Raw genomic sequence first — 26,231 nt, forward strand, 5'->3', positions numbered from 1 at the left:
CGTTATGCCGACCATGACAAACACCAACAAGTGGGATACCCGCACCCTCGTCACCATGGCGCTGCTTGCAGCCATCGCCATCCTGCTGAGCTTTTTGGAATTCCCCATTTTCGCCGCCGTTCCCTTCCTGAAGCTGGACGTGTCCTTCACGCCCTGCGCCGTGGCGGGCTTCGCCTACGGACCGCTGGCAGGCTTCGTCGTCGGAGCCATCACCGCCGTGGCCCACGGCATGATTTCCGGCAACTGGGTGGGCGCCCTCATGAACATCGTCATGGTGCTCGCATTCGTGGTACCCGCTGCCTTCATCTACAAGAAGAACCACACCTTCAAGGGCGCCGTCATCGCGTTGGTCGTGGCCACACTCGTCCAGTCCATCGTTTCCGTTCCCGCCAACGTCCTCATCGACCCGCTGTACGGCGTTCCTGCCGATGTGGTCCTGGGCCTTGCCGGCTGGATCGCGGCCTTCAACGTGGTCAAGGGCGTCGCGAACTCCGTTCTGACCATGGTGGTCTACAAGAGCATCTCCAACCTCATCACCCCGCAGAAAGACCAGGTGAGCGGCCGCTAGGCCAAACCTATGGAAGCACTACGGCTGGACGACGCCTGGTTCACCTACACAGGCGATGAATTCGTGTTGAAGGGTATCGACCTTTCGGTGCAGGAGGGCGAGTTCCTCTGCATCCTGGGCGGCAACGGCAGCGGCAAAAGCACGCTTGCCAAGCATATCAACGCCCTGCTGGCACCCGACCGCGGAAGCGCCCAGGTGCTGGGATGCGACACCTCCGATCCCGAAAACCTGTATTTCATCAGGAGCAACGCGGGCATGGTGTTTCAGAACCCCGACGACCAGCTGGTAGCCAACCTGATTGAGAACGACGTCGCATTCGGCCCGGAGAACCTGGGCGTTCCCGCAGCCGAGCTGCGCCAACGCGTGACCGAAGCCCTTGAGCAGGTGGGTCTGCAGGGCTTCGAGCGCAAGGAGACCAACGCCCTTTCCGGCGGCCAGAAGCAGCGCGTCGCCATTGCCGGCGTGCTGGCCATGCGGCCGAAGATCCTGGTGTTGGACGAAGCCTCCGCCATGCTCGACCCCCGCGGCCGCAACGGGCTCATGCGCGTCTGCCGCGAGCTCAACGACGCGGGCATGACCATCATCATGATCACTCACTATATGGAAGAGGTCGTCCACGCAGACCGCGTCGTGGTGCTTGACTCCGGCTCCGTCGCCCTTGAGGGCACCCCCGAAGAAGTGCTGACCCAGGCGCAGGAGCTCGAGCGGCTGTCGCTCGACGTGCCGTTCGCCGTCAAGGCGAGCCTGGCATTGCGTGAGGCGGGCGTGCCCGTGCGCGTGCATGTGGACGAAGACGACCTGGTCAGCGATGTAGAGCGGCTGTTTGCGGAAGGCGGTGCGCAATGATCGAGTTCGACAATGTCGGCTTCACTTATCAGCACGCCGCCGACATCAAGCGCGCAAAGCGCCGCAAGCGCGTTGCTGCCGAACCCCGCGCCGATTGGGGCAACCGTCCCGATGAGGTATGGGCGCTGCGCAACATCAGCTTCACGTTGGACAAGGGCGAGTTCCTGGGCATCGCCGGGCATACCGGCAGCGGCAAGAGTACCCTCATCCAACACATAAACGGCCTGCTCACACCTACCGAAGGACGAGTGCTCATCGATGGGGAGCCCGTCGGCAACCCCGAAACCGCCGCCAAATCCGGCATCGGCATGGTGTTCCAATACCCCGAACACCAGCTGTTCGCAGCCAGCGTGTATGAAGACGTGGTGTTCGGGCCGCGCAACCTGGGCTGCAGCGCCGACGAGGCCGAAGAGCGCTACCGCAAGGCCATGGACCGCGTCGACCTAGATGCCGACGCCCTGCGGGACGCGAGCCCCTTCGGGCTGTCCGGCGGACAGCAGCGCCGCGTCGCCTTCGCCGGCGTTTTGGCCATGGAGCCCACCGTGCTGGTGCTCGACGAGCCGGTGGCGGGCCTCGACCCCAAATCCCGAGAGGACTTTCTGCAGTTCATAGCCAGGCTTCATCGTGAACAGGGGCTCACCGTGGTCATGGTGTCCCACGCCATGGACGACCTGGCGCGACTGTGCACCCGGGTGCTGATGCTCAACCAAGGGCGGATGCATGCCTTGGGCACGCCCGCCGAAGTGTTTGCCGACGGCGACCAGATGAAGGCCATCGGCCTGGGCCAGCCCGCCGCGCAACGGGTGGGGTCCAAGCTCATGGCGAAAGGCATCGACCTGCAGCAGCCCGACGGGCTGTTTACCCTGGAGACGCTGACCAGCGCCGTGGCTCAGGTTTGGAAGCAGCGTGCCTGATGAACGACGCATTGCTCGGTAAATACTACGCCGCCGACAGCGCGGTGCACAACCTGGACGCACGCATCAAGATCACGGCGATGCTCGCCATGATGGGAGCCATCTTCGCATGCGGCAGCTACGCCGCCCTTGGAGTATGCGCCCTGTTCATAGCGGCGGCCTTCGCACTCTCGCACGTGCCGGCGGGCCAAGCCCTGCATTCCATCGCGCCGCTCATGTTCATCGTAGTCATCACGGCCATCATCAACATCTTCTTCGAGCATGACGGCGCCGTGCTGCTGCAGCTCGGACCTATTGTCATCAACCAGGGCGGCGTGCACCTGGCCGTGTTCATGGGCATCCGACTCACCCTGCTGCTGCTTGTCGCCAGCCTGCTGACACTGACGACCACCACCATCGATTTGACCGACGGCATGGAGGCCCTGCTCAAGCCCTTTGCGAAAATCGGGTTTCCCGCCCATGAGTTCGCCATGATCCTCGGTATCGCCCTGCGGTTCCTTCCCCAGTTCATGACGGAATTGAATGTCATCCGCGCCGCTCAGGCATCCCGCGGCGCACATTTTTCAGCCAACGTGTTCAAGGACGGCCTCAAGGGCATATCGAGTCTGATGGTACCTCTGTTCACGAGCGCGTTCCGTCATGCCGAAACCCTTTCCGGCGCCATGGAGGCGCGCTGCTACCACGGTGGGACGGGCCGCACAAAGCTCAATCCCTTCAAGCTGCGCGCGGCAGACGGCTTGGCCATGCTTCTGGTCTGCGCTTGCATCGCCTGCGTAGTGGCGCTCAATATCCTTCTGTAAGAAAGCTGGGGCATCGGACGTCTGAAATGCGGTGGGAAGACGCACTCCCCCTTTTACGCATGCATCTCCCCACCATGATTGCCGCTGTCCAAAAGCGCCAGCAAGCCGTGCTGGAACACCGTCTGGACATCGCGCATCTTCGAATACACCTCTTCACGCGGGCAATCGCTCACCACGATTTGGGCCAGCATCGAGTAGTACGAGCCCATAACCATACCGAATACGTCCGGATCGATGCACCCTTCCAGATGTGCCCGCTCCAGGACTTCCCCAATGCGCGCGATGTTCCGCCCGCTGAAATCCTGCAGGAAGTTCTCATACCGCGTGCCTTCGGATCTAGTCAGGATAAGACGCATGTCGTCACGGTGTTCGAAGAAGAAATCGACCAGTTCAGGCAGGTGATCGAGATAGGCTTCAGGCAACTGGCCCACGCGTTCCTCGTCGGGATAGCTCTGCCATTGCGCCGTCATCGACCCCAGGATACGGCTCATGCCCTCGAAGGTGTCGCTGACCAGCGCATGGAACAGCTCCTCCTTGCTGGCGTAATACCCGTAGAACGCGCCTTTGGTGAAGCCCGCATCCTTTACAATCTGGTTGAGAGAGGCCCCGCGGAAGCCCTTTTCCGAAAAATGGCGCCGTGCACTGTCTAGAATGGCCTGCTGTGTTGCGGTTGTTTCAGTCATGGTTCCTCTTATACCACCGGTACATGCTGAAGAAATATTACCCCCAGCAAACTTTTATCGCAAGTAGCCTTCGTGCACAGCTCCAGACGCCCGCCTCGACATGGGTCGCATGGCCCGTAGCGTACACCGAGGACACTGATTGAACCGGATTCGGGTTCGTGTTGGCGAAAACCCTGTTTTTTGCACCAGATTCAATGTTGTGCTTTCCTCGGCGGGCTTCAAACCTCCGCAGCACGTCAGGCTCGCGCGTGCGCTTAACGAATCGTCAGGCGTTTTCCTCCGCGGTTCGCGCCGCACGGTGCTTGCGCTAGAATGAATCTCTGGTTAAAACCCGATGCCGCCCGTCCGAGAAAGGGATGCAACCATGAATGTCGAACATGTCGTCGAATGCAACCGGCAGCCTGATCCGATGGCTAGCGATCCGGCCAAAAGCGACGAACTCATCCTCGTGGACGTGTTCGACAACCCTGTGGGCACGGCTTCCAAAGAGCGCGTCCATCGGGAAAGCCTGCTTCATCGGGCATTCTCGGTCGTCTTGGTGCGCGACGGCGCATCCGGGCCGGAGGTGCTGGTCACCCGCCGCGCGCCGTGCAAGTACCACTCCGCGGGGCTTTGGACCAATTCGTGCTGCTCGCACCCGCGAGTCGGAGAAAGCACCGTCGACGCAGCCTATCGCCGCGTTGCCCAGGAGTTGGGCGTGCAGGCCCGTGACCTGCGGGAAATCGGTTCATTCATCTATAGGGCGTCGTTTCCTTCAGGCATTGCCGAATACGAATACGATCACGTGTTCGTCGGAGGATGCGAAGGCGAGCTTCGCCCCGACCCCTCCGAAACCGACGGGGTGCGGTGGATGCCCCTTGCCGACCTGGCGGACGAGCTAATCATGCAGCCCGCCGCCTTCGCCCCCTGGTCTTTAACCGTGTTCCCCATGGTCTTGGTCTTCCTGGCCGACCGATAATGCCGACCCGGCCCGGCTACTTCAGGGTGCGGGCGGAATAGGTGGCCAGATGCTTACCCACGTGGGAGATGACGATTTTGCCGCTCACCTGGTCATACCCGAAATACATCCGCATGAAACGGTCGTCGGACTCCTTGATGCCGCTTTTGAGATGCATCTGCGCCTCCAAGGAGCGGCCTTCGTATTCGTCAACGTAGTCTTCCATAAGCTTGGCGTTCTTGCGGGTCATCATCCCAGCACCGCGGGCGTATTCGAACCTGGATCGGTCGTTGAACTCCCGTGCCGGATCGACGCCGCCCTGGCTGCGAAGCAGGCCGTGAGCGATGGTGCACAGGTCGTACAGGGCGTTCCACACCGTTTCGGAATTGGTGGAGCATTCGTCCAGCGAACGGAAACCGCGACCCGTGAAGGCGATGCGGTCGGGATACACCCGCAGGAACAACTCGGCCACCTCACGGGGCGACATGGGCCAACTGTTCAGTTCGACCCGCTGAGCCTCGGCGGCGTCCGCGCCGCCCTTCAGACGATATTCGAGCATCTCGTTTTTGGCAGCAAGCAGGTGGCGTTCGTTCTCCACCTCGGCCAGAGCCTTTGTCAGACGGTCGTTTTCGCGCTGGACCTCCAGCAGGCCTTCCTCGATGTCGCTGGCGATGCTGATGGCTTCCTCCTCGACCGCTTCAATCCGGCGCTGGGCGCGCTTTTCCAGACTGGCGCGGCGCACCTTGGTGCGAACGTCGTCGATGCGCACCATCTGCTCGTAGAAGTTCACATCCTGGGCGTACACCTGGCGGAACAGGTCCAACAGGACTTCGGCACCCATGTCCTGCACGTCGGACGCGGTGAAGAAGCGGTGGCGCACGGCGTCCTCAGGGTCGTCGAAATTCGGCCGCAGCGTGTACGCCCGCACCATGCCGTTGCTGCATCGCAGACCATGACTGGGAATGCCGTATTCCATCTCTTCGCAGAAATCGGGGTCGCAGGTGTAATACACCAAGGCGCTCGTCCCCAGAACACGCGCCACAGCCTGCGGATCGACGGCGAATTCGGGCCGCCCGTCGACGAACCTCGGGCTTACGTAGATCACCGGCACGCTGCGGTCGGCATTCGAGATGACCTCCCAGAACTTCGGGAAATCCCCCACGTGCAGCGCCTGCGCCCCGAAAACCAAGGGCCGCCCGTCGATGGAACAGGCAAGGTTGATGTTGCCGTTCAGAATGCGCACGATGCGCGGGATGGACTCTTCGGGAATCTGCTGGCGGGGCCCCAAGAAACCTGGCTGGTCGCCGTACGACAGCACCAGCGACACCGTGCCGGCGCATTCGCCCGTCTTCGTGAAACCGATTTCGGTGGTCCACTGGCGATGGGCGTAGCCGGGATCGGCGATCGTTTCGGTAATCGCGCAGGTCCACTGGGTACCGACGGGTTCGTCCCAGAACACGGCGGATTCGAAGCGCACGGTTTTCGCCTCGTCAAGGGAGGTGAACACCGCGCCGGATTTGAAGGCGCCCCATTGGCGCTTCGACTCGGGGACGACCTCCCCCTCTCGGTTCCACTTGCCTACCATCCAATAACGGATGCTCATCATGAGCTGCCACAGCACGTCGGTGCCTGGCTTGACGGATTCGATATCGAAAGACGTCTTGTAGAAAAGGGTTCGGTTAAGGTCATGCATCGGGGATCCTTTACTCAACTGCTACGCTTTTACGGGACATGCCGTCCCTTTCGATACGCGGATTATCTCCCCGGACCCCGTCGGAAAGTTGCGCAATTACAAGTAGGAGAAACGGCCGCGGCACCGTGCGTGACAAACAACCGAAAAGAGCCGCCGGATGCCCGACGGCAGCGCTCTTGTTTGCGCGTCGTTGTATCAAATAAGTTTGTTCGGCGCGACCGACAATCTGCGGCAAGTTGCAGGCTCGGGCAAAACAGTCGGATCGCTAATCGGTTATCACCACGTCGACGGCGATATCCCCCTCGCGACGAGGCAGCGGAACGTCGCTCATCTGACAGGCACGGCACAAACCGATCGACACGCCATGGAAGTTCGGCAGGAACTCGTCGTAGAACCCGCCGCCATAGCCTAGTCGGAACCGGTCAGGGTCGAAGGAGAACGCGGGCACCAGCGCAACGGCCTGGATGCCTTCCGCAGGCAAGGCCACCAACCGATCCGGGTTTGCCGGCGGTTCCTCGATTCCGAAGGAGCTGGCCTCAAGCCCTTCGAAGTCGTCGATACGATACCAATCCATGAGCGAAGTATTCGGCACGCATCGGGGCACCGCCACCATTTTATCCTTCGACCAGGCATCCCGAATGATGGCACGGGTATCCACTTCCGCACCTACCGACAGGTAGGCGTACACGGCATCAGCCTGCTGATAGGCGGGGTGTTCACACACGTTCGTCGCCACAACCGCATCGATGGCGACGCGGTTGTCTTCGCCCAGGTCGTTTCTCAGTGCCCTGAGCTTTCGGCGCAGTTCGTTCTTTTTCGAAGCAATGTCGTCCATCATCGACTCCTCGCATGCGGTGGTTTCGAATGCCTAGCATACCATTGATGTTTCCCCTCTATATATAAGATAAGGGGCCGAAACATCAATGCTTCGGCCCCTTATCGACAGCGAATCTTGTGATGACTGAATCCGCCGGAAGGGATAGGATTAAAAAACGATCGATGGGAGCGGAACCGTCAACCACTCCCATCGACTTGTTGCCTCCGTTCCCGCAGGCTATGCGGGCTGTTGAACGCTTTCGTCGACTGCGTTAAACAGACCATCCGGTATTTCTATTTGAGCTTGCTGCTTGGGTCGCCTAATGGCGATGGAGGACACTGCGGTGACCACTGCCAGAGCGAAGAACGCCCAGAATGCAGGGCCGTAGCTGCCCGAACCGGACTGAGTTGCCGCAAGCAGCGTCGGTCCGATGATGGCTGCAGGAATCATCTGGCAGCACATCAGGGCGTAGTTGATGCCGAAATGCTTCGTCCCGAAGAACGTGCCGCATACGGCAGAGGTAGCGGACATGGTACCGCCGAACGTGAGGCCGAGCAGGACGAAGCCGACCACGAGCAGCGGGAAGCTAGCAGCCTTCACGGCGAGGGCGCAGCATACCATGCCGGCCATGAAAGCGAGGGAAATCCACGTGAAGGATGCGCGGTAGCCGAGCTTGTCCCACACGAAACCGTTGATGAGACGACCCAGGCCGTTGCACAGCGAGACGCTGCCCATGGCTGCCGTGGCGGTTGCCAGCACAGCCGCGCCAGTGCCGGCGCCGGCGGATTCAAGCACCTCCATGGCGGCGGGAACCGCCTGGCTGATCAGGGCAAGTCCGCCGCTGGTGCTCAGGGTCAGCCAGATGAAGCAGATCCAGAAAGCGGGGGTCTTGATCATCTGGACGGGAGTGTAGTCAACAGAGGATACGATGTTGTTTTCGCGGGCCCGAGCGAGCAGGGGTGCCACCTGTTCAGGCGAAGGATTGCGGAGCAGAATCGCGCCAAGGATGACCAGGACGCCGAACAGAACGCCCAGCACGCCGAAGGTCATGCGCCAGTCGAGAACGCCGAGCAGCATGGTGACCAGGGGGCTCAGGATCATGGCGCCTCCACCGTAACCCATGAGCAATGCGCCGGAAACGATGCCCTGCTTATCGGGGAACCAGTTGAGCGTGGTGTTGATGGCGCAGTTGAAGCCGATGCCCACACCCGTGCCGACCAGCACACCGTAATAGATGAAAATCTCAATGAGGGAATTGCAGAAGGCCGATGCGATGAAACCGATGGAAATCATGATGGCGGATACGGCCATGACCAAGCGGTAGTTGAACTTGCTGGTAAGCACGCCGGACACCACCATGCCGAGGCATACCGTCACGCACGAAATGGTGAAAATGGCGGACGTCTGCGAGCGCTGCCATCCGAAATTGGACTCCAGAGGCTCGATGAACAGCGACCATGCGTAAATCAGGCCGAAGAAGCACAGCAGGACGAAAGTGATAACGAGCAGAAGCCAGCGCTTCGATACTCCATTCGCGGTTTGTGACATTTGAATCCCCTCAATCGATAGGCGTCGTGACTTAGAAAACCGTGTTTTCATCGGAACGCACGATAAAGGACAATGCGACATAGGCTCAAGGGACTAAATTATCGGGTTAGTGTTATAAGCCACTTGTTCTTTAAGTTTGGGACAATATCGCAATTATATGCCACGCTTGTAGCATTATTGACGCTTCAAACCAGGGCGAAAGCGGCGCACGGTACGAATGTGCCGTACACCGCCCCGCATGCGCGGCGTATAGGCTCGTTCCGGCCTAGATGGCAATACCGGATCGAGCCCCGCCATCCTACGACGACCGCCGCTAGGCACAAAAGAGCCCCGCTGACACTGATAAACAGCGGGGCGATAGGAGGGTCTAAAAACTAGAGGGCGTAGCTGGCGGCACCCTGCTCGGCAGGAACGGTCTCCATGGACACATTGTCCTTACGGGAGAAGAGACGCTTCACAGCGGAAACCATGTTGTCGATACCAGTCGGTTCGCCGGGCTCGTGGCTCAGGGAGACAGCTGCAGCACCGCAGCAGATGTAAGGACCGCATTCGCTCTTGCGCTTGTAAGAAGTTGCCATTGCTACTCCAATCATTCGTTTCCGCCAATTACGTGGGCGGCTTGTTCGTTGCTGTTGCAATACGAAAGATAGACCCCTTGAAAACGTCACTCAATGGGCGAAAAAATGCAAAACGGGACTTTTTTCACCCAAAAGAAACGTCCGTGGCATATCGTAAAAGATATGCCACGGACGGGACAGAACTGTAGCTTTTGGGTCGAAACTTTTTTCCCTACAGTCAACCAACGTAGGCGTGACCGCGCTTGCGCGAGCTGCGGAAAGTGGCGTCGGCCATGAACAAATGGCGGAGCACCCTTTCCACTTTGGGCCATTTCTCCTCGGCCCGCTTGACCCTGAACAGGTACGCGTACCAGTTCAGATATGACTGCAGGTTCTTGACGTCCATGCCGACGTAGCCGTGCAGGTAGCGCCTGATCCAGGAGCACAGGTTGTTCACCATCGCCATCTTCTCGAGGTACTCCGGGTCCTTCGTGTCGGCCTTGTAGGGCCGGTCGACGCCCTTCACGGCCTTCACCAGCGACTTGTGGGACTTCTCCATGTCGTGGAAGATCTCGGAGCCCTCGGCGATGCTGGCCTGCAGCGCGTCCTTGATGCGCCTGGCCGAGGGCTTGCCGTGGCCGCAGCGCACGGCGACCACGTTCTTGTGGACGTCGATCGCGACCGCTATGCAGACCTTGTCCTTGCTCAGGCCCCTCTTCGGCCTCCAGCCCGGGCCTCCCTTCAGGTCGGAGTCCGTGACGTACATCTCGTCTATCCAGACCTTGTCCCGCAGGACGATGCGGTCCTGGTAGCCGTCTATCGTGCTCATGACCCGGTGGCGCCACTCCCAGGCCGTCTGGTGCGACATCCCGCAGAGCTCCGCCGCAGCGTCGAGCTGCACGTTGTAGCACATGAGGCGGATGAAGAGGACCCATGCGGACAGGGGCTTCTTCGAGGATTCGAATATCGTGCCGGCCAACGACGTGTACTTGCGACCGCAGTCGCGGCATTCCCAGAACCTGCGGCCGGCACCCGTGCGGCCTCGGCCGACGGTCTCGCCGGAACCGCATCTCGGGCACGGGGGCCGGGGCCTCCACTCGTCGGCAGCCTCGTCGTAATCTCCGACGCCGACGGACTCGCGGCACCTTCTCGTCTCGACGGCCTCTTGCAAGAGCGCGAAATCGCCCTCATCGAGGGCGTTGACCCGCTTCGCGAACGGGTTCGTACGGGTGGACATGGCGGTATCCCATCCGCCCAGGCGCCCATCCGATCGGGATCGTCGCCAAACAATGGACCGGATGGGCACCTGGGCTGATCATTGTTTGGCTCCGCCATTATAGCCTTTTGCACAGCACGGCGGCCGACTGCTCGGGAGTGCCTAGCATGCCTACGTTGGTTGACTGTAGGAAAACTTTTTTATTTAGGACGTATGCTTCAGTCCTCTTTCGAGATATGCGCCGCCGCAAATGAGACGCACACCCAGGGCGACCATGCGGTTCACCGGCACCTTACGGCCGTCTTGCACCCACTGCCTGTACACTCTGACCTGGGATGATGTGACATGGGCAATATAAATGGACCATTCGTTGTCGTCCCAACCGGCAGGATGGTTCTGGATGCCGTAACGCTCTGCACCCATTTCATTCAAAACCTTGGTCAGGATGTCGTCATGCATGCCGCTCGAGATAACGGCATCGTAAAGCGGGCCCTGCTTAGCGCTGTACATCAGGAATTCCCGCGTAATCGCATCCACATCGTCGGGGTAGCGCAATCCGGCAGTCAGCTGTGCGAAGGGTTCAGCGAATTCGCGCTGGATTTCCTGCAGCAGATCATCCAGTACGGCGTAATGACGGTAGAACGTCTTCTTATTAATGTACGCCCGCTTGCTGAGCTCCGTAACCGTGATCTTCTCGTAAGGCATCTCCAGAAGCATTTCCGCGAACGCTCTGCGGATGGATTCTTCGGTCCTCCGAACGCGCAAGTCCTGTTTGTACTCTGAGTTCATGAGCGCCCCTTCGCCGATGTCCAAATGTGGTACTTAACGTTAATTGCGTATTATATTATCGCGATAATATTATTTAAAGAGCGGGAGTGGTTTTTCTTGAGATTAACCTGTCGCGGAAACCGTTCGGTTGCATCGCTCCAAAAGAAAACGGGGTACAGGAAAATTCCCGTACCCCGTTTTGGATTGTCTAATTGGATTGTTAGAACGTCTCGACGCGCGCAGGAACCATCAGGTTCTCGTAGAAGGTGGCCGTCGCGTCCTCGAAATGCAGGATTCCCATGGTCCAGCCGTTGGCCTCGTACATGGGCTTCAGCTGCGGCATGACCTCGAAGGCCGCATCCACCAGCGCGGGGTCGTTGTCGCAGACGGCGGTACCGCTCAGACGCAGCCAGCTCGATCCGTCGGGCTTGGTGGCAGCCAGAGAGATCTTGGGGTTCGCCACGAGCTGCTTGTACACATCCTTATGGGTGCCGATGCCCAGGTACAGCTGGCCGTTTCGAGCCATCTGGAACCCCAGCGGGCGAACCGATGCGCCGTCACCGTCGACGGTCGCGAAATAGAACACGCCGCATTCGCCGAGATAGGCACTGATTTCTTCTTGAACAGTCATGACAAGGTCCTTTCGCTTTATCCTTAACCTATGCAACGCATTATATACTCCTTAGGCAGGTGGACACACGGCGCAAGGCTTCGTAACCATCCCGTAGGGAGCCTGCGTTTCCCCTTTGCCATTCGCAGCGGTTGCACGATAATGGTTCCATCATTCGAAACGAGGTGAACGATGAGCTGGACTGAACAGGACATTCAGAAATTGGTGTCATCGCAGCGGCGGTTTTTTGCCAGCGGGCAGACGCTGGATGTGGGCTGGCGCATCCGGCAGCTCAAGACCCTGAAGCAGGCCGTCCTCCGCTGGCGCCCCCGTCTTGAGAAGGCCCTGCACCAGGACCTGGGTCGGGCGCCGGCCGAAGCATACTTCTGCGACATCGGAAGCTCTGTGGCCGAAATCAACGAGTGCATCCGCGGGCTGCGGCGATGGGCCCGGCCAGAGACGCACTTCAGCGGCTTGACCTGTTTTCCCAGTCTGATCACACATGTTTACAAGATGCCGTATGGGACGACGCTTATCATAAGCCCCTTCAACTTCCCCATCCTGCTGTCGTTGGGTGCGTTGGCCGCCGCCATCTCGGGCGGCAACACGGCCGTCATAAAGGCCAGTTCGAAATCGCCCCATTGCACCGAAGCCCTCCGGCAGATGCTCGCCGAGGCATTCCCGAACGATTACATTGCCGTCGTGGACGGGGGGCACGACGTGGCCGACCTATGCCTTGCCCAGCGGTTCGATAAGATTTTCTACACCGGCTCTCCCCAGGTCGGACGTCATGTGCTGTCCAGCGCTGCGGAGAACCTGACCCCTGTGGGTTTGGAACTGGGAGGCGAGACCGGCAACTGGTGCATAGTCCGTGCCGACGCAGACCTGAAGGACGCCGCCCGCAAGATCGCCTTCTTCAAGCTATGCAACGCAGGCCAGATCTGCATCGACATCAATCAGGTCGCCGTGGCCGAAGAAGTAGCGGACGCCTTCCTCCAAGAGCTGAAAGCTGCCTTCACCGCGCAGATCGGACCCAACGCCACGGAGAACGACGAATACCCCCGAATGGTTTCGAAGGCGGCGTGGGACCGTTGCCGCGACTGGGCCAGGCATTATTTCAACCGTATCGTCTACGGCGGGCAGGCGGATTCCACGACGCTGAAGTTCGCGCCCACCGTCATATATCCCGTAGGCGCCGACGATGAGATCGTCAAGCACGAGCTTTTCGGCCCGCTCCTGCCGGTGGTCCCCTATCCCGACCGCGAAATCGACGCGCTGCTGGACACCATCGCCGGACGCGAACACGGGCTGGCGCTGTACCTGTTCACGCGCGACGTCCCTTGGGCCAAGCGGGTCATGGCCACCCAGCAGTACGGAGGCGGATGCATCAACGAGGTGTGCCTGCATATCATGGTGAAGGGCGTCCCGTTCAACGGCGTGGGCCATTCCGGCATGGGGGCCTACCACGGCGAATGGGGCTTTAGGGAGTTCACCCACCCATCCACGGTGCTGATCGGCTCGCGGCATTTCAACATGCCGCTGCGCGAGCACCCCTACGGAGACGCCGGCGGCTGGAAGATGCGTCTGCTGGAGCTGTTCGAGCGATAGGGGCTCTAGGCGGCCTTCGCATCCGCAGATTGTGCGCCCTTGTCAGGTTATCGGTTGGCACGGCAAAACCCTTCGGATATGATGCTTCAGCACTATCGGCACACACCAGAAGAGGTTCGCATTGGCACAAGAGGCACGGGAGCACTTCGGCTCGCGAATCGGGTTCATTTTCGTAGCGGCAGGCTGCGCCATCGGATTGGGCAACGTCTGGCGGTTCCCCTATATCGTAGGAGAATACGGCGGAGCGGCGTTTATCGCCCTCTACCTGGTATTCCTTGTCATATTAGGCCTTCCCGTCATGGTGATGGAGTTCGCTGTGGGTCGCGCCAGTCAGCAATCCACTGCACGCGCCTTCGATGTGCTGCCGTCCAAGAAGAACTTCCGCTGGTTCGGCTGGTGGGGCTACGTCGGCTCCATGCTGCTGCTCATGTTCTACACCTCCATCTGCGGATGGATGCTTTCCTACATCCCTAAGATGGCTTCGAACATGTTCGACGGAGCCGATGCGGCACTTACCGAAACCGCCTTCAACGCGATGGTGGCGAACCCTTCAGAAATCATGGCCTGGATGCTCGTATCAGTGGCCATCGGCGTCATCGTTTGTGCGCTCGGCATCGAGAAAGGCGTCGAGCGGGTCTCCAAATTCATGATGTCGTCCCTGCTCATCCTTATGGTCGTGCTCTGCATCCGTGCCATCACCCTGCCGAACGCCGCCGACGGGCTCAAATTCTACCTACTGCCTGATTTCGGCCACCTGTTCGCTGGAGACACATTGCCCCAGAAGATGGGATCGCTCGGCAATGCGGTGTACGCCGCCATGGGCCAGGCGTTCTTCTCGCTTTCGGTCGGCATGGGCGGCCAGGCGATTTTCGGCTCCCGCATCGGCCGCGAGCGCAGCCTGACTGGCGAGGCGCTTTCCACCGTAGGCATGGACACCGCCGTGGCCATCATGGCGGGACTCATCATCTTCCCCGCGTGCTTCGCTTACGGCATCAACCCCGATTCCGGCCCGTCCCTCGTTTTCCAGACCCTGCCTGTGGTGTTCGGCCAGATGCCGCTTGGCAACGTATGGGGCTGCCTGTTCTTCGTGTTCATGGGCTTCGCGGCCCTTTCCACCGTCATTGGCGTGTTCGAGCTGCTGGTCACCTGGACCATGGACCGCTGGGGATGGACCCGTCGGCAGGCCGTCATCCGCAACGGCACCATGCTCGCCGTGCTCAGCATCCCCTGCGTGCTGGGATTCAACGTGTGGAGCGGGCTCGAAATTCCCGGCATCGGCAACATCCAGGGCATCGAGGACTTCATCGTGTCCAGCAACATCCTGCCGCTGGGCGGCCTCGTCTTCACGGTGTTCTGCTGCAGCTCATGGGGCTGGGGCTGGGACAATTTCATTGCCGAGGTCGACGCCGGAGAGGGCATCCGCTTCCCCAAGTTCCTCAAGGGCTGGTGCACATACGGCATCCCCGTGCTGGGCATCATCATCTTCGTCATGGGGTACGCGCCGCTGGTTCATACTTGGATCGGCTAGCCGAGCCTCCAAGTGGCACGCGCCATTAAAAAGGGCGGCCCGAGATCGGGTCGCCCTTGAACGTGCGCCGAAGCAGCTTATTCGAAGCGGGAGATGAAGTTCTCGACAGCCTCGCAGCTCTCGTCGGGATGTGTGACGGAGCAGATGTGCGGAGCGCCCGGGATCAGGGTCCACTCGCAGTTCGGAATCAGGTCCACGCCCATCTTGACGACAGCGGGGCTGCCCTCGTCGTCGCCGCCGGACAGGGCCATGCAGGGGACCTTGATGTTCTTGACGCCCTCGCGGATGTCCCAGTCACGCATCTTGCCCGTGACCACGAATTCGCTGGCGCCCTGCATGATCATGTAGCACTCGCCCACATGGCTGAACGCATAGGCGATGTGCTCCGGGTAGTCCTTCTCGTAGAAGCCGGTGACGTGGCGCTTGTAATACTCGTCGAAGGCGGCGCGAGCCTGGACGGTATCGTAGTTGCCGGTGGCCTCGGCCTCTGCCAGGGCGTTCTGCATCTCAAGCGGCAGGAATTTGATCAGGTTGTTGGCGGCGTCGAGCCATGCCTGGATAAGAACCGGAGAAGAGTTGATGACGAAGGAGTTCACGCCCGAGTCGTCCTTCATCATGCAGAGCATGCCGAGCATGCCGCCCCAGGAGTTGCCGAACAGATGGAAGTCGTCCAGACCCAGGGCTTCCTTAACCGCGTAGTACTCGTTGACCCAAAGGTCGTAATTGTAGAAATCCTCGCCCATGCCTTCGCACCAGGATTTGCCGCAGCCGATCTGGTCGTAGAAGATGACCTGACGCTGATACTTATCGGCGATAAGGGCCAGGTCGTACAGATAAGCGTGGGTGTCGCCGGGGCCGCCGTGCAGAACCAGGAGAGGCTTCTTGCCGGGGGCGCTTTCGCCGACGATTTTCACATAGGTGCCCTTGTAGTCCTGGGCAGCCAGCTTCTCCTCGTATCCCTCGGGGATATAGTTGACATACAGTTCTTTGACCTCGGATTTGATTTCGAGCTTCTTGGGTTCTGCCATGGCGAATCCTTTCTCTGTTCGTCAATTCCACACTTCCGTCCGTATGGCACGAGACTCGCGTACAGTTTACCGCAATCGATTGCCCCCATATGGCTCCAACCCGTTATTACTGCCCCTGAAACGCAAGGCGATTCGCCACACGGCCGCCAATCCAGCTCCTTCGCAAGCCGTCCGCGTGTGCTTTTTCTTGTGCATCCTAAGATTCACTCTGGTTATGAATGAATGGGGTATTATTTCCCCTGTCCTGAAACGGCTGCTATCCGGATGCCGGCGTGCCCTCAGGCTGCCCCTGCGGCCTGTGCAGAATACCAGCTCATACAGATGACTCTGCGCCGCCTATCCGACAATTGCACCAGACAACCACCGCGAGGGGATGTACATCCATGCTGATTGGCATACCTAAAGAACCTGCCCCAAGGCAAACGCTTGTCGCGGGCACACCCGACACCGTCGGCAAGCTCGTCAAGCTGGGCTACGACGTCTGCATCGAAACGGGCGCAGGCGTATCCGCCGACTACGCGGACGAGGCCTACGAAGAGGCCGGGGCGCGCATTGTGACGACCGAAGAGGCGTGGGGCGCAGACATCGTCACCTGCCTGTCAAGACCGCCTGAAGACAAGGTGGCCCTCATAAAGCGCGGCGCAACCCTGATCTCCCGCCTCAACCCGCACGGCGACGACGAGTTCTTCCCGAAACTGGCCGACGCCCACATCACGGCTCTGGCCCTGGACATGGTGCCCCGCCTGTCCCGAGCGCAGGCGCTGGACGTTCGCTCATCCATGATGAACGTTGCGGGCAACCGCGCCGTCATCGAGGCTGCGAACACCTTCAACCGCATGTTCGCAGGTCAGGTCACCGCAGCAGGCAAGATTCCGCCTGCCAAGGTCTACGTCATCGGCGTGGGCGTGGCGGGCTTGGCGGCCATCGGCACCGCTGTGGCCATGGGTGCGCAGGTGTCCGCCACCGACGTGCGCCCCGAAGTCGCCGACCAGGTGGAATCGCTGGGCGGCACCTTCGTCGAGATTCCCGTCAAGCAGGAAAGCGCGGACGGATACGCCAAGGCCCTGGACGAAGAACAGCAGAAACTCACGCTGGCCGTCTACACCGAACAGTGCGCGGAAAACGATATCGTCATCACCACCGCCCATGTGCCTGGCCGCAAGGCGCCGCTGCTGATCACCGCCGAAGCCGTGGCGAAGATGAAGCCCGGTTCCATCATCGTCGACATGGGTGCTTCCAGGCACGGCGGCAACTGCGAACTGTCCGTGGCCGACCAGGTGGTCAAAACCGACAACGGCGTCACCATCATCGGCTACACCGACCTGCCGGCTCGCCTGCCGGGCCAGGCATCACAGCTTTTCGGCCAGAACATCGTGAACCTGTTCAAGCTCGCCACGAAGGAGAAGAACGGCATTCCCACATGGGACATGGACGACGAGGTCATCCGCGGCATGACCGTGGCCCTCGAAGGACAGATCATGTGGCCCCCGCCCCCGGTGAACGTCAGCGTGGCACCCGCCGCCACGGCGCAAGCGCCCGCCGAGCCCGAACCCGAACCCGAGAAATCCGCATTGCAGAAACACTGGTGGAAAGCCCTGCTGGCCGCCATCGGCGTCGCGCTCACCTTGGGGGCGCCGCCTGAAATGGCCGGTCACTTCACGGTGTTCATGCTGGCAGTGGTCGTCGGCTTCTACGTCATTACCAACGTGACGCACTCGCTGCACACGCCCCTCATGTCGGAGACGAACGCGATTTCAGGCATCATCATCGTGGGTGCGCTGTTGCAGATCGTGCACTTCGACAATCCCCTCGTGGTGGTGCTGGCGGTCATCGCCATGGCCATCGCATCGATCAACATCTCCGGCGGCTTCTTGGTCACCCATCGCATGCTTAAGATGTTCGAAAAGAGCTCTGAGTAACCATGACCGAGATGCTTTCCCAATTCGAAACCGTCGCATGCATCGTTGCGGCGCTTCTGTTCATCCTGGCGTTGGCAGGCCTCTCCCAGCAGAAAACCGCCAACCGCGGCAACCTCATGGGCATGTGCGGCATGGCGTTGGCGCTGGTCGCCGTCATCGTTGTGGCCGTGGCGAACGCCTCCGATGCGGCTTGGCAGGCATTAGGTCTGATCATCGCGGCAATCGCCGTGGGCGGTGCCTTCGGCGCCTGGCGGGCCGTCAAGGTTCAGATGACCCAGATGCCCGAGCTTGTGGCCATGCTGCACTCCTTCGTCGGCGCGGCCGCCGTCTTGGTCGGGTTCAACTCGTTCCTCACCGAGCCCGGCGGATACTTCGAAGGCAGCATGAACGCCTACCATCTGGGCGAAGTCGGCTTGGCCGTGTTCATCGGCGCCGTGACGCTCACTGGATCCATCGTCGCGTTCCTGAAGCTTTCGGCACGCATCTCGGGCAAGCCGCTCACGCTGCCCGGACGCAACATCATCAATCTGGTCATGCTGGCGGCCGTTATCGTGCTCATCGGCGTGCTCATCAACACCACCGGCGTGCAGGCGGGCCTGGTTCCGCTGTGCATCATCACGGTGATTTCGCTGGTACTGGGAGCCCACCTGGTGCTCGCCATCGGCGGCGGCGACATGCCCGTGGTCGTGTCCATGTTGAACTCCTACTCAGGCTGGGCTGCGGCCATGGCCGGCTTCACCCTGGGCAACGACCTGCTTATCATCACGGGCTCGCTGGTGGGCTCGTCGGGCGCGTACCTGTCCTACATCATGTGCCAGGGCATGAACCGCTCGTTCATCTCGGTCATCCTCGGCGGCTTCGGCGCAGATGCTCCCGCATCGACCGGCCAAGCTAAGGACTACGGCACCCATACCGAAACCACCCCCGCCGAAGTGGCGCAGCTGCTTAAGGACGCCAAGCGCGTGGTCATCACGCCCGGCTACGGCATGGCGGTCGCCCAGGCCCAGTTCCTGGTCGCCGACATGACCCGTAGGCTTATCGCCTCCGGCGTGGACGTCAAGTTCGGCATTCACCCCGTTGCAGGTCGCATGCCTGGCCATATGAACGTGCTGCTGGCCGAGGCGAAGGTGCCCTACGACAACGTGTACGAGATGGATGAGATCAACGACGACTTCGGCGATGTGGACGTGGTGCTGGTCATCGGCGCCAACGACACGGTGAACCCCGCCGCCGAAACCGAACCCGACTCCCCCATCGCCGGCATGCCCGTGCTGCGCGTGTGGGAGGCCGAAAAGGTCATCGTGTTCAAGCGCTCCATGGGCAACGCTGGCTATTCCGGCGTGCAGAACCCGCTGTTCTTCAACGAGAACACCGACATGCTGCTGGGCGACGCCAAGGAGTCCATGGCCGGCATCGTTGAGGCCCTGTAACCGCGGAAGGAGACGGATTCCCGTCTCCTTCATCTATATACGTACATTAGGACGGGTTCGGCCCGTCCCTTTTCATGCCAGAACGAAGGCTCCGCCCTCGCCCCATTCCCAGGCGCCGGGCATGCCGTGGGCAGCGGCGGACAGTTCGAAATGGAGCTTCGCGATGCCTAAGTCGACATAGCTCACCAAACGTCCCTTGTCCGCAATAATCGCCCGAACAGGAGCATCGGCGGATTCCTGCGTAAACGCGATGGGCTGACGGTTGACGGCGGACGGCCCCAGCTGCACGTCGCGAATCGCAATGCGGATCCATTCGGGAGCTTCGCCAAGGGCTACGGGACCCTGGTACAGCGTCTCGAGCTTCTTGTCCCGGGCGCGTATGTTGGCGCGGATCTTCTGCTGCACCTCGGGCATCTCCGCCGGCGCATACCCGATGGGGATCACGTCCAGAAGATCCTCGTCTTCGGCAAGTTCGGCGCGGGCGGTGTCGCGGTTGAAGGTGCTTCGAACCCAGCACGTGCCCAGCCCAAGCGCGGTAGCCAGCAGAACCAGCCGCTCGCCGTAGTAGCCCGCCTTCTCCATGGCGTCCAGCGTGCTAAGGCCTACCACTGCAGCGTACATCGGAATGTCGCCCGCGAACATGTCCTGGTTCATCTCTATGACGAAGCCGTCCTCACGAGGACCGTACAGCTGAATGTGCAGGCCCGATTCGGCATTGATCCGACTGACCTCCTCCTGGAGGACCGCCACCTTTTCCGGCTCCACCGGACGGCCGTCATAGGCCCGGCATGAAATACGCGTCGCAATCGCTTCGTACAAATCCATGGCGCCTTCCCTTTCCGCCGCACATGCCAACGCTTCGTCAAACCGTCCGACACGCGGCCTTGCTGGTGGTTTTGGGTTCATTCTACCTGTCCATAAACAGCGCCGTGAGCTCGCAAAGGTAACGGATGCGCTTCCCTCTGCCGGGCGCGCTCGGGATTATCACCCGTTGGAAATGCGTGCATGCTCGGCACATCACAAAAAAAGCCCCTCCGCAGAGGGGCTCTCCCAATGCTGAAAACCGACCGTTATGCCGGCAGCTCGTAGGTCAGCTTATGCTTTGTGGCCATCAGGTCGATGTATTCCGCAGGGGTCAACGCGGGCGTTCCCAGGCTCGCGTACGCCTCGGGCTTGCGGGTAATCAGGTAATCCGCACCGGTGTTTTCGCAACACACGGCCGTCATGGACTCGTCCATGCTCGGATACTCGATGGCTTTCTCCACCTCGACATGACCCAATGCGCACACGTTGACATGACGCAGGCTTGCCGCAATCGAGCGCTGCACCAGCGTACGGTCGTTGACGTTGCGCATGAGGTAGAACACGTCCAGGTAGGCCTGAGGCGTGGCCCACAGCTCAACATCGCCGACGATTTGCATCATGATGAGCCTCTTCATCTCGTCGGTATAGGGCTTGCGCTGGGCGAACAGGTCGAACAGTACGTCCGTATCAATGAGAATTCGCATGTTATGACCTCATTCCGGGATCGAACAGCTCGTCGAAGGTGACGCCGTCCCATTCGGAAGGCACTTCGACGCGCACCCTTTTCATGAAGCTGAGCAGCTCCGCGGCCTGCGCCTCGGTCAGCGTGCGGGCGCCGGCATCCGGCAAGTCGACGGCTTTGGGCAGGCGACGTTCTCTGATGACGTAGTCGTAGGCGGCGTTGATGAGCTCCGAGGGGGACGAGCCGATCTCCTTCAACACGGCATTGCCGCGATCGCGCACGGCCTCTGGCACCCTGCCCGTTACAACCGGATCCATCTGGACTCCTTCCGTTTTGTATTGCCGTAATACGGCTTCCTTACGGCTATAACTGTAACACGGTAATACGGCTGCCACAATCAACGGTGCCGTGGCATCGGTTGCAGATCGGCAACGCCACTGTGCCGAAACGGCCGAAGCCCGCCAAGCCCCACCTGACGCGGCCCGTTCCCACCCGTGGTACCATGTCGAATGCACCGAATCGCATTCCAGGAGGCACCGTGGACAACGTCATCGATTTCGAACATGAACGCACAGCCGCAGGCGACTACATCGTCCGCGGCGTAGCCGGCGACGGACAAATCCGCGCCTTCGCCATTACGGCGCGCGAAAGCGTGCAGGAGGCAAGCACCCGCCACCACACGAGCCCCGTGGCCACGGCCGCGCTGGGGCGCCTGCTCATGGCGGGCCAGATGATGGGATGGATGTTCAAAAACCCTGATGAGCTCATCACGCTTACGCTGGAAGGCGACGGTCCGCTGTGCCCGGTCACCGTCACGGCCGACAGCACGGGCCGCGCCAAGGGCTACGTGGCGCACCCCAATGTTTGGCTGGACCTGAACAGCAAGCGCAAGCTCGACGTGGGCGGGGCCGTGGGATCCGGCATGCTGCTGGTGGTGCGCGACCAGCCGGGCATCGAACCCTATTCCAGCCGCGTCGAACTGGTCAGCGGCGAAATCGGCGACGACTTGGTGCATTACTTCGTCACAAGCGACCAGGTGCCCACCACCGTAGGCCTGGGCGTGCTGGTCGACCGCGATCTAAGCGTGCGGCAGGCCGGCGGATTCATCATCCAGCTCATGCCCCACTACGATGACGAGCTGGTGGATCGCCTCGAACAGAACCTGGCGGGCGTGAGCAGCGTAACCGATATGCTTGAGCAGGGCATGACCCCCGAAACCATGCTCGAGCGGCTGCTCGCCGGGCTGGATCCCATCATGTTAGAAACCACTCCTGCATCGTTTTATTGCGGGTGCAATGCAAAACGGGCGCAGCGTGCCGTGCTTGCCCTGGGAGCTTCGGAAATCAAAGACATGATCGAAAAGAACGAACCTGCTGAGGTGTACTGCCATTTCTGCGGAGACCGATACGAGTTCACCCCCGATGAGCTTTCCGCCATGCTCGGTTTCGACCAGCAACTAAGCTAAGCGGACGAATCCAACGTGACCATCCATATCCCGACCACTGAACCGTCAGGCCTATAGAAGTGTCTTTACACAGGTTGCGTTTTCTTTATTTCTGTTCTTATATATGTCGATACCAACCTATCTTTCTGATACAATACTGAATCATCCTCAATTACATGGTTCAGGAAGGCGATGCCGCTATGTCTCTCGATGGCAAGGTAATTCCCGGCGCTCATCATTTTACTTCCGAGCAGCTTGAGATTATTCTGAAGGCAGTTCCGGCCAATGTATTCTTCAAGGACCTGGATTGCCGATATCAGTATGTGAGCCACATCTGCGACATGCTCAACACCGGCGGAAAGGGCACCATCATCGGAAAGACCGACCCGGAAATTCAACCAGATCCCGAACTCGGTCGGAAGTTCTACGAAGAGGACAAGGAAATCATCCGCACGGGTGAGTCCATGAAGTACCTCCAGGAAATGACGTTCGGCCCCGACACGTACTATTACGAGATATCCAAAATGCCCGTCATCGATTCGGATGGCGAAATCATGGGCGTCATCGGCATGGTCTCCGACATGACCGAGCAGATTCTCACGCAGCGTAAACTGGAAGCCTACAGCCAAATCGACTCCATGACGGGCGTGTTCAACCGCACGTTTTTCAACAAGTTCCTGGACGACGCCAAAGACGTGAATCAGCCCATGGCCGTCATCATGGCGGACTGCAACTATCTGAAAACGTTCAACGACAACTACGGGCATTCCATGGGCGACCAGCTCATCAAGTCCACGGTTGAGAACATCCAGCAAGTCATCGGCGAACAGGGCAAGGTGGTGCGCTGGGGCGGCGACGAATTCCTGCTCATCATCCCGAACTGCGACGAAGCCGCCTGCGAGCAGATCGTCAATCGTCTGCAGGAGACAGAATCCAACGTCATCGTGTGCGGAAACCCCCTCAGCACCTCCTACGGATACGCCATCGTCACGCAGGATGTGCCGCTTGAGCAGGCCATTGACATTGCCGACAAACGCATGTACGCCGCAAAGCAGGCCCTCAAGAACGCCATCGCGTAACACTTCGCCAAATACACCGAAGGGCTCGGTCCGCATGAACCGAGCCCTTCTTTTTGTCGCACGAAAGCCTGAGGCGGACCTAGCTGTTGACGGTGGACAGATACAGCCGGCGCTTTTCGAACGTATACAGAAGGAAAATCCGCCCTTCCAGTTTAATCGTGTTTCCGTCGGACCGATGGAAACGGGCTTTCACCGGCCTTCCCTCCAGGGAATGGTCTGCTTCGCGGAACGCTTTGCGCAGCACAGCCGCATCACCTTGGCAGTACAGACGGATGAACTTCTCCATGGCCTTTCGGTCGTCGGCGTCGATACCGGTCAGGTCGGAAAACGCTTTGTTCATCTGCACGATGGAGATGACGTCGCCTTCTTCCCTGTACACCGCCGCAGCGCCGACGATGCTGTCCAGCACCGTGTCGTTGAGGATTCCTTCGTACACCATGTCCCTAAAATGCAGCTTGCACCTGAACAGAGGTTTCTTCGCATGCAGCGGCACGCCCAGCTTGGTCGGGTCGCACAGCAGCCGCTCGTACGCTTCGGCGGGCATGGGCTCGTAGAAATAGTTGCCTTGCGCATACGTGTCGCCCATGCTCAAAAGCGTGTCGCGCTGGACCTGCCGCTCCACACCTTCGGCTACGACCACCAAACCGATCATGTGCGCCATGCTGATGACCGATTCGACAATGCTCGATGCGCGGTCGTCCTGCCCCATTTGATTCAAGAAATGGATGTCTGTCTTGATGCCGTCGATATCAAGCGCATGCAGCATGCTCAAAGACGACGACCCGCTGCCGAAGTCATCAAGAAAGACGAAGAATCCGTGTTCGCGCAGGCGGACGATGACATCGCGAAGGTCGTCCAGATTCTCGGACAAGGCCGTTTCGGTAATCTCCACGTTGATGAGCGACGGGTCGATGCCATATTTCTCCACCAAACCGATGAGCTCCTGGGCAACATCTGCAAAATAGAAATCGACGCGCGATACGTTTACCGATACGGGCAGAGGAGCAATCCCCCGATCGATAAGGTTGCGCTGCCATTTGCACACTTCTTCCCAAATGAAGCGGTCGAGCGAATACACCAGGCCGCTATGCTCCATTTCTCCAATGAAAACGTCTGGCCCGACAATCCGCCCATTCCGGTTCCAACGAGCCAGCGCTTCTGCACCCACGATGAGTCCGGTGCCCTCGTTCACCTTCGGTTGCAGGTAGAACAGGAACTCGCCGTTTTGGAGGCCATGCTTTGCTTCCACCTGGAGCATTTTCGCTTCCTTTATGCCCTGGAAACGCTCTGCATCGTAGAATCCGCACCGCTTGGCATAGCTGCCCTTGATTTGGGCCATGGCCGCGGCTGCATGGTCGTACATCGCGATGGCGCTCGAGCAGAAACCCGTCGGTCGGCAGACTCCGAAGATATGTGCGAATCCATCCGGGCAATCGAATGCGTCGACCACCTGATCGACAATCTGGACCAAAGCGGCGTCCGAACCGATGGGAACCGGAAGCAGCAAGCAGAAATCGTCGTTGCCCACATAGCCGCCAACGCCCTGGAATCGCCGAGCCACCTCGTCCACCGTCGCTGCTGTTTTTTCGAGAAGGTCGTTGCCGCTTTGCCACCCGAAGATGTCGTTATACAGGCGGAAGAAGTTGATGTCGACGGCAATCGCCGCCACATCGTGATCGAAGATGGTCGAAATCCACTGCTCAGCCCCTCGGAAGAAGTCCTCCCCCTGGGGCAAGAGGATGGTTGCCCTATGGTCTTGGGTCCTGCCTTCGTCGTCGGAGCCGTCATCGTGAATGCGCCCCTGCTGGAGCATGCGTTCTTTCTCCTGTCGCATATCCCGAACTGCCGCATCGATCAGCTCGTTAAGGGACTCTCCGCATTCCTCGGCGAACCTGCTGCCGAAAGCCGCATCGATGCCGCGTTCTTGCATAAGTCGGATTGCGAAGTCGAGTTCCGCCCCGAACGCCGTGCGGTCATCGTCCGTATCCAACACCAGGAAATCCGTCGAATCGATACGAAACACCGCATCGTTGCCGAACACGCTTTGCAGGACGGATTCGGCATGAATGAGCGTTTGCTCCATGTGGACGCGATGGCCCGTATCGTCCATGCCGCACACCCCGCAGCACACAAACCCGACGCTTCCGCTCCTGTCCATCCTCTCAATCCGATGGCGCAGGCCCATCTTGTTGCCGGCACCGCTGACCTCATCGGTGTATCCCTGCTGATCAAGCTGCCGACGCATGTCGTTTCCGCAGATGAGCGATGCAATGACGAAACGGATGCCAGCCAGAACGAGGTCGTCTTCGAACAGGTTCAGGTTCTGAGGATCGGCTATGATCACGAATCCGAAGTTCGCCCCCATGAAATCCAAGGTGAAGCCGACCACGGATTGCACGCCCGCCTGCTTCAACACGTGGTAGACGGCGGGGTCTTCGTCGGCAATCGAATCCACATCGTCTGTCACGAACACGCCTTTGGTCTCCAGGAATTGCTGCCAGATGTCCAGACCATGCTTGCTGGCCTCGGCGTATGACGTAACGGCATTAACGCCTTCGTCGTGGTTCCAGTACAGGCCGTAGCGGTACCGGCCCGCATCGTCATCGCAGGACACGGCGATGCTCCGACAATGCAGGAATTCGCCCAGCTCTGAGAGAAAACCTTCTATCATTCTTTCATCTCGGGTGCGCGTCAAAGCCTTGGCGGCTTGCGAGATGAGCATTTCCAGGGCATTTCTCATAGATGGTCCTCC

The 26,231-nt window shown here is 59.9% G+C and carries 24 protein-coding genes; 11 read left to right on the top strand and 13 right to left on the bottom strand.

Going from position 1 to position 26,231, the window contains the following annotated elements; translation table 11 throughout:
* Positions 1 to 4 precede the first annotated feature (4 nt).
* From SHEL_RS11810 to SHEL_RS11825, 4 genes are read left to right on the top strand one after another with little or no spacing between them, the layout of a single operon-like run.
* Positions 5 to 568, top strand: coding sequence for an ECF transporter S component (locus tag SHEL_RS11810; RefSeq protein WP_012799513.1), 564 nt, complete (start codon positions 5 to 7; stop codon positions 566 to 568).
* 9 nt (positions 569 to 577) lie between these two features.
* Positions 578 to 1,414: an energy-coupling factor transporter ATPase gene (locus SHEL_RS11815; protein ID WP_012799514.1), complete on the top strand. Its 837-nt coding sequence runs from the start codon at positions 578 to 580 to the stop codon at positions 1,412 to 1,414.
* Positions 1,411 to 2,328, top strand: a complete 918-nt coding sequence (locus SHEL_RS11820) for an energy-coupling factor transporter ATPase (RefSeq protein WP_012799515.1) — start codon at positions 1,411 to 1,413, stop codon at positions 2,326 to 2,328. Before SHEL_RS11815 ends, SHEL_RS11820 begins: the two co-directional genes overlap by 4 nt.
* A complete protein-coding gene (locus SHEL_RS11825) occupies positions 2,328 to 3,128 on the top strand; it encodes an energy-coupling factor transporter transmembrane component T family protein (RefSeq protein ID WP_012799516.1) in 801 nt (266 codons plus the stop codon). Before SHEL_RS11820 ends, SHEL_RS11825 begins: the two co-directional genes overlap by 1 nt.
* A gap of 53 nt (positions 3,129 to 3,181) precedes the next feature.
* Here the strand turns inward: SHEL_RS11825 and SHEL_RS14580 are convergent, their stop codons facing one another.
* Positions 3,182 to 3,811: a TetR/AcrR family transcriptional regulator gene (locus tag SHEL_RS14580; RefSeq protein WP_012799517.1), complete on the bottom strand. Its 630-nt coding sequence runs from the start codon at positions 3,809 to 3,811 to the stop codon at positions 3,182 to 3,184.
* Between the two features lie 364 nt (positions 3,812 to 4,175).
* Between SHEL_RS14580 and idi the strand changes: the two genes are divergently transcribed.
* The gene (gene idi, locus SHEL_RS11835) at positions 4,176 to 4,769 is read left to right on the top strand and encodes an isopentenyl-diphosphate Delta-isomerase (protein WP_012799518.1); all 594 of its coding nucleotides are present in this window, start codon (positions 4,176 to 4,178) and stop codon (positions 4,767 to 4,769) included.
* Positions 4,770 to 4,785: 16 nt separating this feature from the next.
* On the opposite strand, the gene SHEL_RS11840 is transcribed toward idi, so the two are convergent.
* From SHEL_RS11840 to SHEL_RS11870, 7 genes are all read right to left on the bottom strand, one after another.
* Positions 4,786 to 6,441: a hypothetical protein gene (locus tag SHEL_RS11840; protein WP_012799519.1), complete on the bottom strand. Its 1,656-nt coding sequence runs from the start codon at positions 6,439 to 6,441 to the stop codon at positions 4,786 to 4,788.
* A gap of 265 nt (positions 6,442 to 6,706) precedes the next feature.
* Positions 6,707 to 7,276, bottom strand: a complete 570-nt coding sequence (locus tag SHEL_RS11845) for a 5-formyltetrahydrofolate cyclo-ligase (protein ID WP_012799520.1) — start codon at positions 7,274 to 7,276, stop codon at positions 6,707 to 6,709.
* A gap of 219 nt (positions 7,277 to 7,495) precedes the next feature.
* Positions 7,496 to 8,806: an OFA family MFS transporter gene (locus SHEL_RS11850; RefSeq protein WP_012799521.1), complete on the bottom strand. Its 1,311-nt coding sequence runs from the start codon at positions 8,804 to 8,806 to the stop codon at positions 7,496 to 7,498.
* Between the two features lie 374 nt (positions 8,807 to 9,180).
* On the bottom strand, positions 9,181 to 9,384 hold the full coding sequence (locus SHEL_RS11855; RefSeq protein WP_012799522.1) for a hypothetical protein: 204 nt from the start codon (positions 9,382 to 9,384) through the stop codon (positions 9,181 to 9,183).
* Between the two features lie 217 nt (positions 9,385 to 9,601).
* On the bottom strand, positions 9,602 to 10,600 hold the full coding sequence (locus SHEL_RS11860) for an IS1595 family transposase (protein WP_012797493.1): 999 nt from the start codon (positions 10,598 to 10,600) through the stop codon (positions 9,602 to 9,604).
* A 183-nt stretch (positions 10,601 to 10,783) separates the two neighbouring features.
* Positions 10,784 to 11,368: a TetR/AcrR family transcriptional regulator gene (locus SHEL_RS11865; RefSeq protein ID WP_012799523.1), complete on the bottom strand. Its 585-nt coding sequence runs from the start codon at positions 11,366 to 11,368 to the stop codon at positions 10,784 to 10,786.
* A 199-nt stretch (positions 11,369 to 11,567) separates the two neighbouring features.
* Positions 11,568 to 11,978, bottom strand: coding sequence for a pyridoxamine 5'-phosphate oxidase family protein (locus SHEL_RS11870; RefSeq protein ID WP_012799524.1), 411 nt, complete (start codon positions 11,976 to 11,978; stop codon positions 11,568 to 11,570).
* Between the two features lie 171 nt (positions 11,979 to 12,149).
* On the opposite strand from SHEL_RS11870, the gene SHEL_RS11875 reads away from it, so the two are divergent.
* A complete protein-coding gene (locus SHEL_RS11875; protein WP_012799525.1) occupies positions 12,150 to 13,565 on the top strand; it encodes an aldehyde dehydrogenase family protein in 1,416 nt (471 codons plus the stop codon).
* Between the two features lie 121 nt (positions 13,566 to 13,686).
* Positions 13,687 to 15,093: a sodium-dependent transporter gene (locus SHEL_RS11880; protein ID WP_012799526.1), complete on the top strand. Its 1,407-nt coding sequence runs from the start codon at positions 13,687 to 13,689 to the stop codon at positions 15,091 to 15,093.
* Positions 15,094 to 15,170: 77 nt separating this feature from the next.
* Here SHEL_RS11880 and SHEL_RS11885 read toward each other — a convergent pair whose 3' ends face one another.
* Positions 15,171 to 16,121 (bottom strand): proline iminopeptidase-family hydrolase, encoded by a 951-nt coding sequence (locus tag SHEL_RS11885; RefSeq protein ID WP_012799527.1) that lies wholly within the window; start codon positions 16,119 to 16,121, stop codon positions 15,171 to 15,173.
* Positions 16,122 to 16,504: 383 nt separating this feature from the next.
* On the opposite strand from SHEL_RS11885, the gene SHEL_RS11890 reads away from it, so the two are divergent.
* Positions 16,505 to 18,040, top strand: a complete 1,536-nt coding sequence (locus tag SHEL_RS11890; protein ID WP_012799528.1) for a Re/Si-specific NAD(P)(+) transhydrogenase subunit alpha — start codon at positions 16,505 to 16,507, stop codon at positions 18,038 to 18,040.
* A gap of 2 nt (positions 18,041 to 18,042) precedes the next feature.
* Entirely contained in the window at positions 18,043 to 19,470 is a 1,428-nt protein-coding gene (locus SHEL_RS11895; RefSeq protein WP_012799529.1) for an NAD(P)(+) transhydrogenase (Re/Si-specific) subunit beta, read from the top strand.
* Between the two features lie 72 nt (positions 19,471 to 19,542).
* Here SHEL_RS11895 and SHEL_RS11900 read toward each other — a convergent pair whose 3' ends face one another.
* From SHEL_RS11900 to SHEL_RS11910, 3 genes are all read right to left on the bottom strand, one after another.
* A complete protein-coding gene (locus SHEL_RS11900; protein ID WP_012799530.1) occupies positions 19,543 to 20,295 on the bottom strand; it encodes a nitroreductase family protein in 753 nt (250 codons plus the stop codon).
* A 245-nt stretch (positions 20,296 to 20,540) separates the two neighbouring features.
* Entirely contained in the window at positions 20,541 to 20,978 is a 438-nt protein-coding gene (locus SHEL_RS11905; protein WP_012799531.1) for a PIN domain-containing protein, read from the bottom strand.
* A 1-nt stretch (position 20,979) separates the two neighbouring features.
* The gene (locus tag SHEL_RS11910) at positions 20,980 to 21,273 is read right to left on the bottom strand and encodes a type II toxin-antitoxin system RelB/DinJ family antitoxin (RefSeq protein WP_012799532.1); all 294 of its coding nucleotides are present in this window, start codon (positions 21,271 to 21,273) and stop codon (positions 20,980 to 20,982) included.
* 221 nt (positions 21,274 to 21,494) lie between these two features.
* Between SHEL_RS11910 and hslO the strand changes: the two genes are divergently transcribed.
* Together hslO and SHEL_RS11920 are read left to right on the top strand one after the other, a co-directional pair.
* Positions 21,495 to 22,421 (top strand): Hsp33 family molecular chaperone HslO, encoded by a 927-nt coding sequence (gene hslO / locus SHEL_RS11915; protein WP_012799533.1) that lies wholly within the window; start codon positions 21,495 to 21,497, stop codon positions 22,419 to 22,421.
* 179 nt (positions 22,422 to 22,600) lie between these two features.
* A complete protein-coding gene (locus SHEL_RS11920; protein ID WP_012799534.1) occupies positions 22,601 to 23,479 on the top strand; it encodes a sensor domain-containing diguanylate cyclase in 879 nt (292 codons plus the stop codon).
* Between the two features lie 79 nt (positions 23,480 to 23,558).
* Here the strand turns inward: SHEL_RS11920 and SHEL_RS11925 are convergent, their stop codons facing one another.
* Positions 23,559 to 26,219 (bottom strand): EAL domain-containing protein, encoded by a 2,661-nt coding sequence (locus SHEL_RS11925; protein ID WP_012799535.1) that lies wholly within the window; start codon positions 26,217 to 26,219, stop codon positions 23,559 to 23,561.
* Positions 26,220 to 26,231 lie beyond the last annotated feature (12 nt).

Source organism: Slackia heliotrinireducens DSM 20476 (assembly GCF_000023885.1).
In the GTDB taxonomy this organism is placed as follows: Bacteria; Actinomycetota; Coriobacteriia; order Coriobacteriales; family Eggerthellaceae; genus Slackia; species Slackia heliotrinireducens.

Bases quoted from the DNA above. Each gene is read 5' to 3' on its own strand.
- SHEL_RS11860 (WP_012797493.1), bottom strand. From the start codon at position 10,600: ATGTCCACCCGTACGAACCCGTTCGCGAAGCGGGTCAACGCCCTCGAT.
- SHEL_RS11910 (WP_012799532.1), bottom strand. From the start codon at position 21,273: ATGGATCCGGTTGTAACGGGCAGGGTGCCAGAGGCCGTGCGCGATCGC.
- SHEL_RS11810 (WP_012799513.1), top strand. From the start codon at position 5: ATGCCGACCATGACAAACACCAACAAGTGGGATACCCGCACCCTCGTC.
- SHEL_RS11890 (WP_012799528.1), top strand. From the start codon at position 16,505: ATGCTGATTGGCATACCTAAAGAACCTGCCCCAAGGCAAACGCTTGTC.
- SHEL_RS11845 (WP_012799520.1), bottom strand. From the start codon at position 7,276: ATGGACGACATTGCTTCGAAAAAGAACGAACTGCGCCGAAAGCTCAGG.
- SHEL_RS11850 (WP_012799521.1), bottom strand. From the start codon at position 8,806: ATGTCACAAACCGCGAATGGAGTATCGAAGCGCTGGCTTCTGCTCGTT.
- SHEL_RS14580 (WP_012799517.1), bottom strand. From the start codon at position 3,811: ATGACTGAAACAACCGCAACACAGCAGGCCATTCTAGACAGTGCACGG.
- SHEL_RS11900 (WP_012799530.1), bottom strand. From the start codon at position 20,295: ATGGATTTGTACGAAGCGATTGCGACGCGTATTTCATGCCGGGCCTAT.
- SHEL_RS11870 (WP_012799524.1), bottom strand. From the start codon at position 11,978: ATGACTGTTCAAGAAGAAATCAGTGCCTATCTCGGCGAATGCGGCGTG.
- SHEL_RS11840 (WP_012799519.1), bottom strand. From the start codon at position 6,441: ATGCATGACCTTAACCGAACCCTTTTCTACAAGACGTCTTTCGATATC.
- SHEL_RS11855 (WP_012799522.1), bottom strand. From the start codon at position 9,384: ATGGCAACTTCTTACAAGCGCAAGAGCGAATGCGGTCCTTACATCTGC.
- SHEL_RS11895 (WP_012799529.1), top strand. From the start codon at position 18,043: ATGACCGAGATGCTTTCCCAATTCGAAACCGTCGCATGCATCGTTGCG.
- SHEL_RS11920 (WP_012799534.1), top strand. From the start codon at position 22,601: ATGTCTCTCGATGGCAAGGTAATTCCCGGCGCTCATCATTTTACTTCC.
- SHEL_RS11825 (WP_012799516.1), top strand. From the start codon at position 2,328: ATGAACGACGCATTGCTCGGTAAATACTACGCCGCCGACAGCGCGGTG.
- SHEL_RS11875 (WP_012799525.1), top strand. From the start codon at position 12,150: ATGAGCTGGACTGAACAGGACATTCAGAAATTGGTGTCATCGCAGCGG.
- idi (WP_012799518.1), top strand. From the start codon at position 4,176: ATGAATGTCGAACATGTCGTCGAATGCAACCGGCAGCCTGATCCGATG.
- SHEL_RS11905 (WP_012799531.1), bottom strand. From the start codon at position 20,978: ATGCGAATTCTCATTGATACGGACGTACTGTTCGACCTGTTCGCCCAG.
- SHEL_RS11820 (WP_012799515.1), top strand. From the start codon at position 1,411: ATGATCGAGTTCGACAATGTCGGCTTCACTTATCAGCACGCCGCCGAC.
- SHEL_RS11865 (WP_012799523.1), bottom strand. From the start codon at position 11,368: ATGAACTCAGAGTACAAACAGGACTTGCGCGTTCGGAGGACCGAAGAA.
- SHEL_RS11925 (WP_012799535.1), bottom strand. From the start codon at position 26,219: ATGAGAAATGCCCTGGAAATGCTCATCTCGCAAGCCGCCAAGGCTTTG.
- SHEL_RS11885 (WP_012799527.1), bottom strand. From the start codon at position 16,121: ATGGCAGAACCCAAGAAGCTCGAAATCAAATCCGAGGTCAAAGAACTG.
- SHEL_RS11815 (WP_012799514.1), top strand. From the start codon at position 578: ATGGAAGCACTACGGCTGGACGACGCCTGGTTCACCTACACAGGCGAT.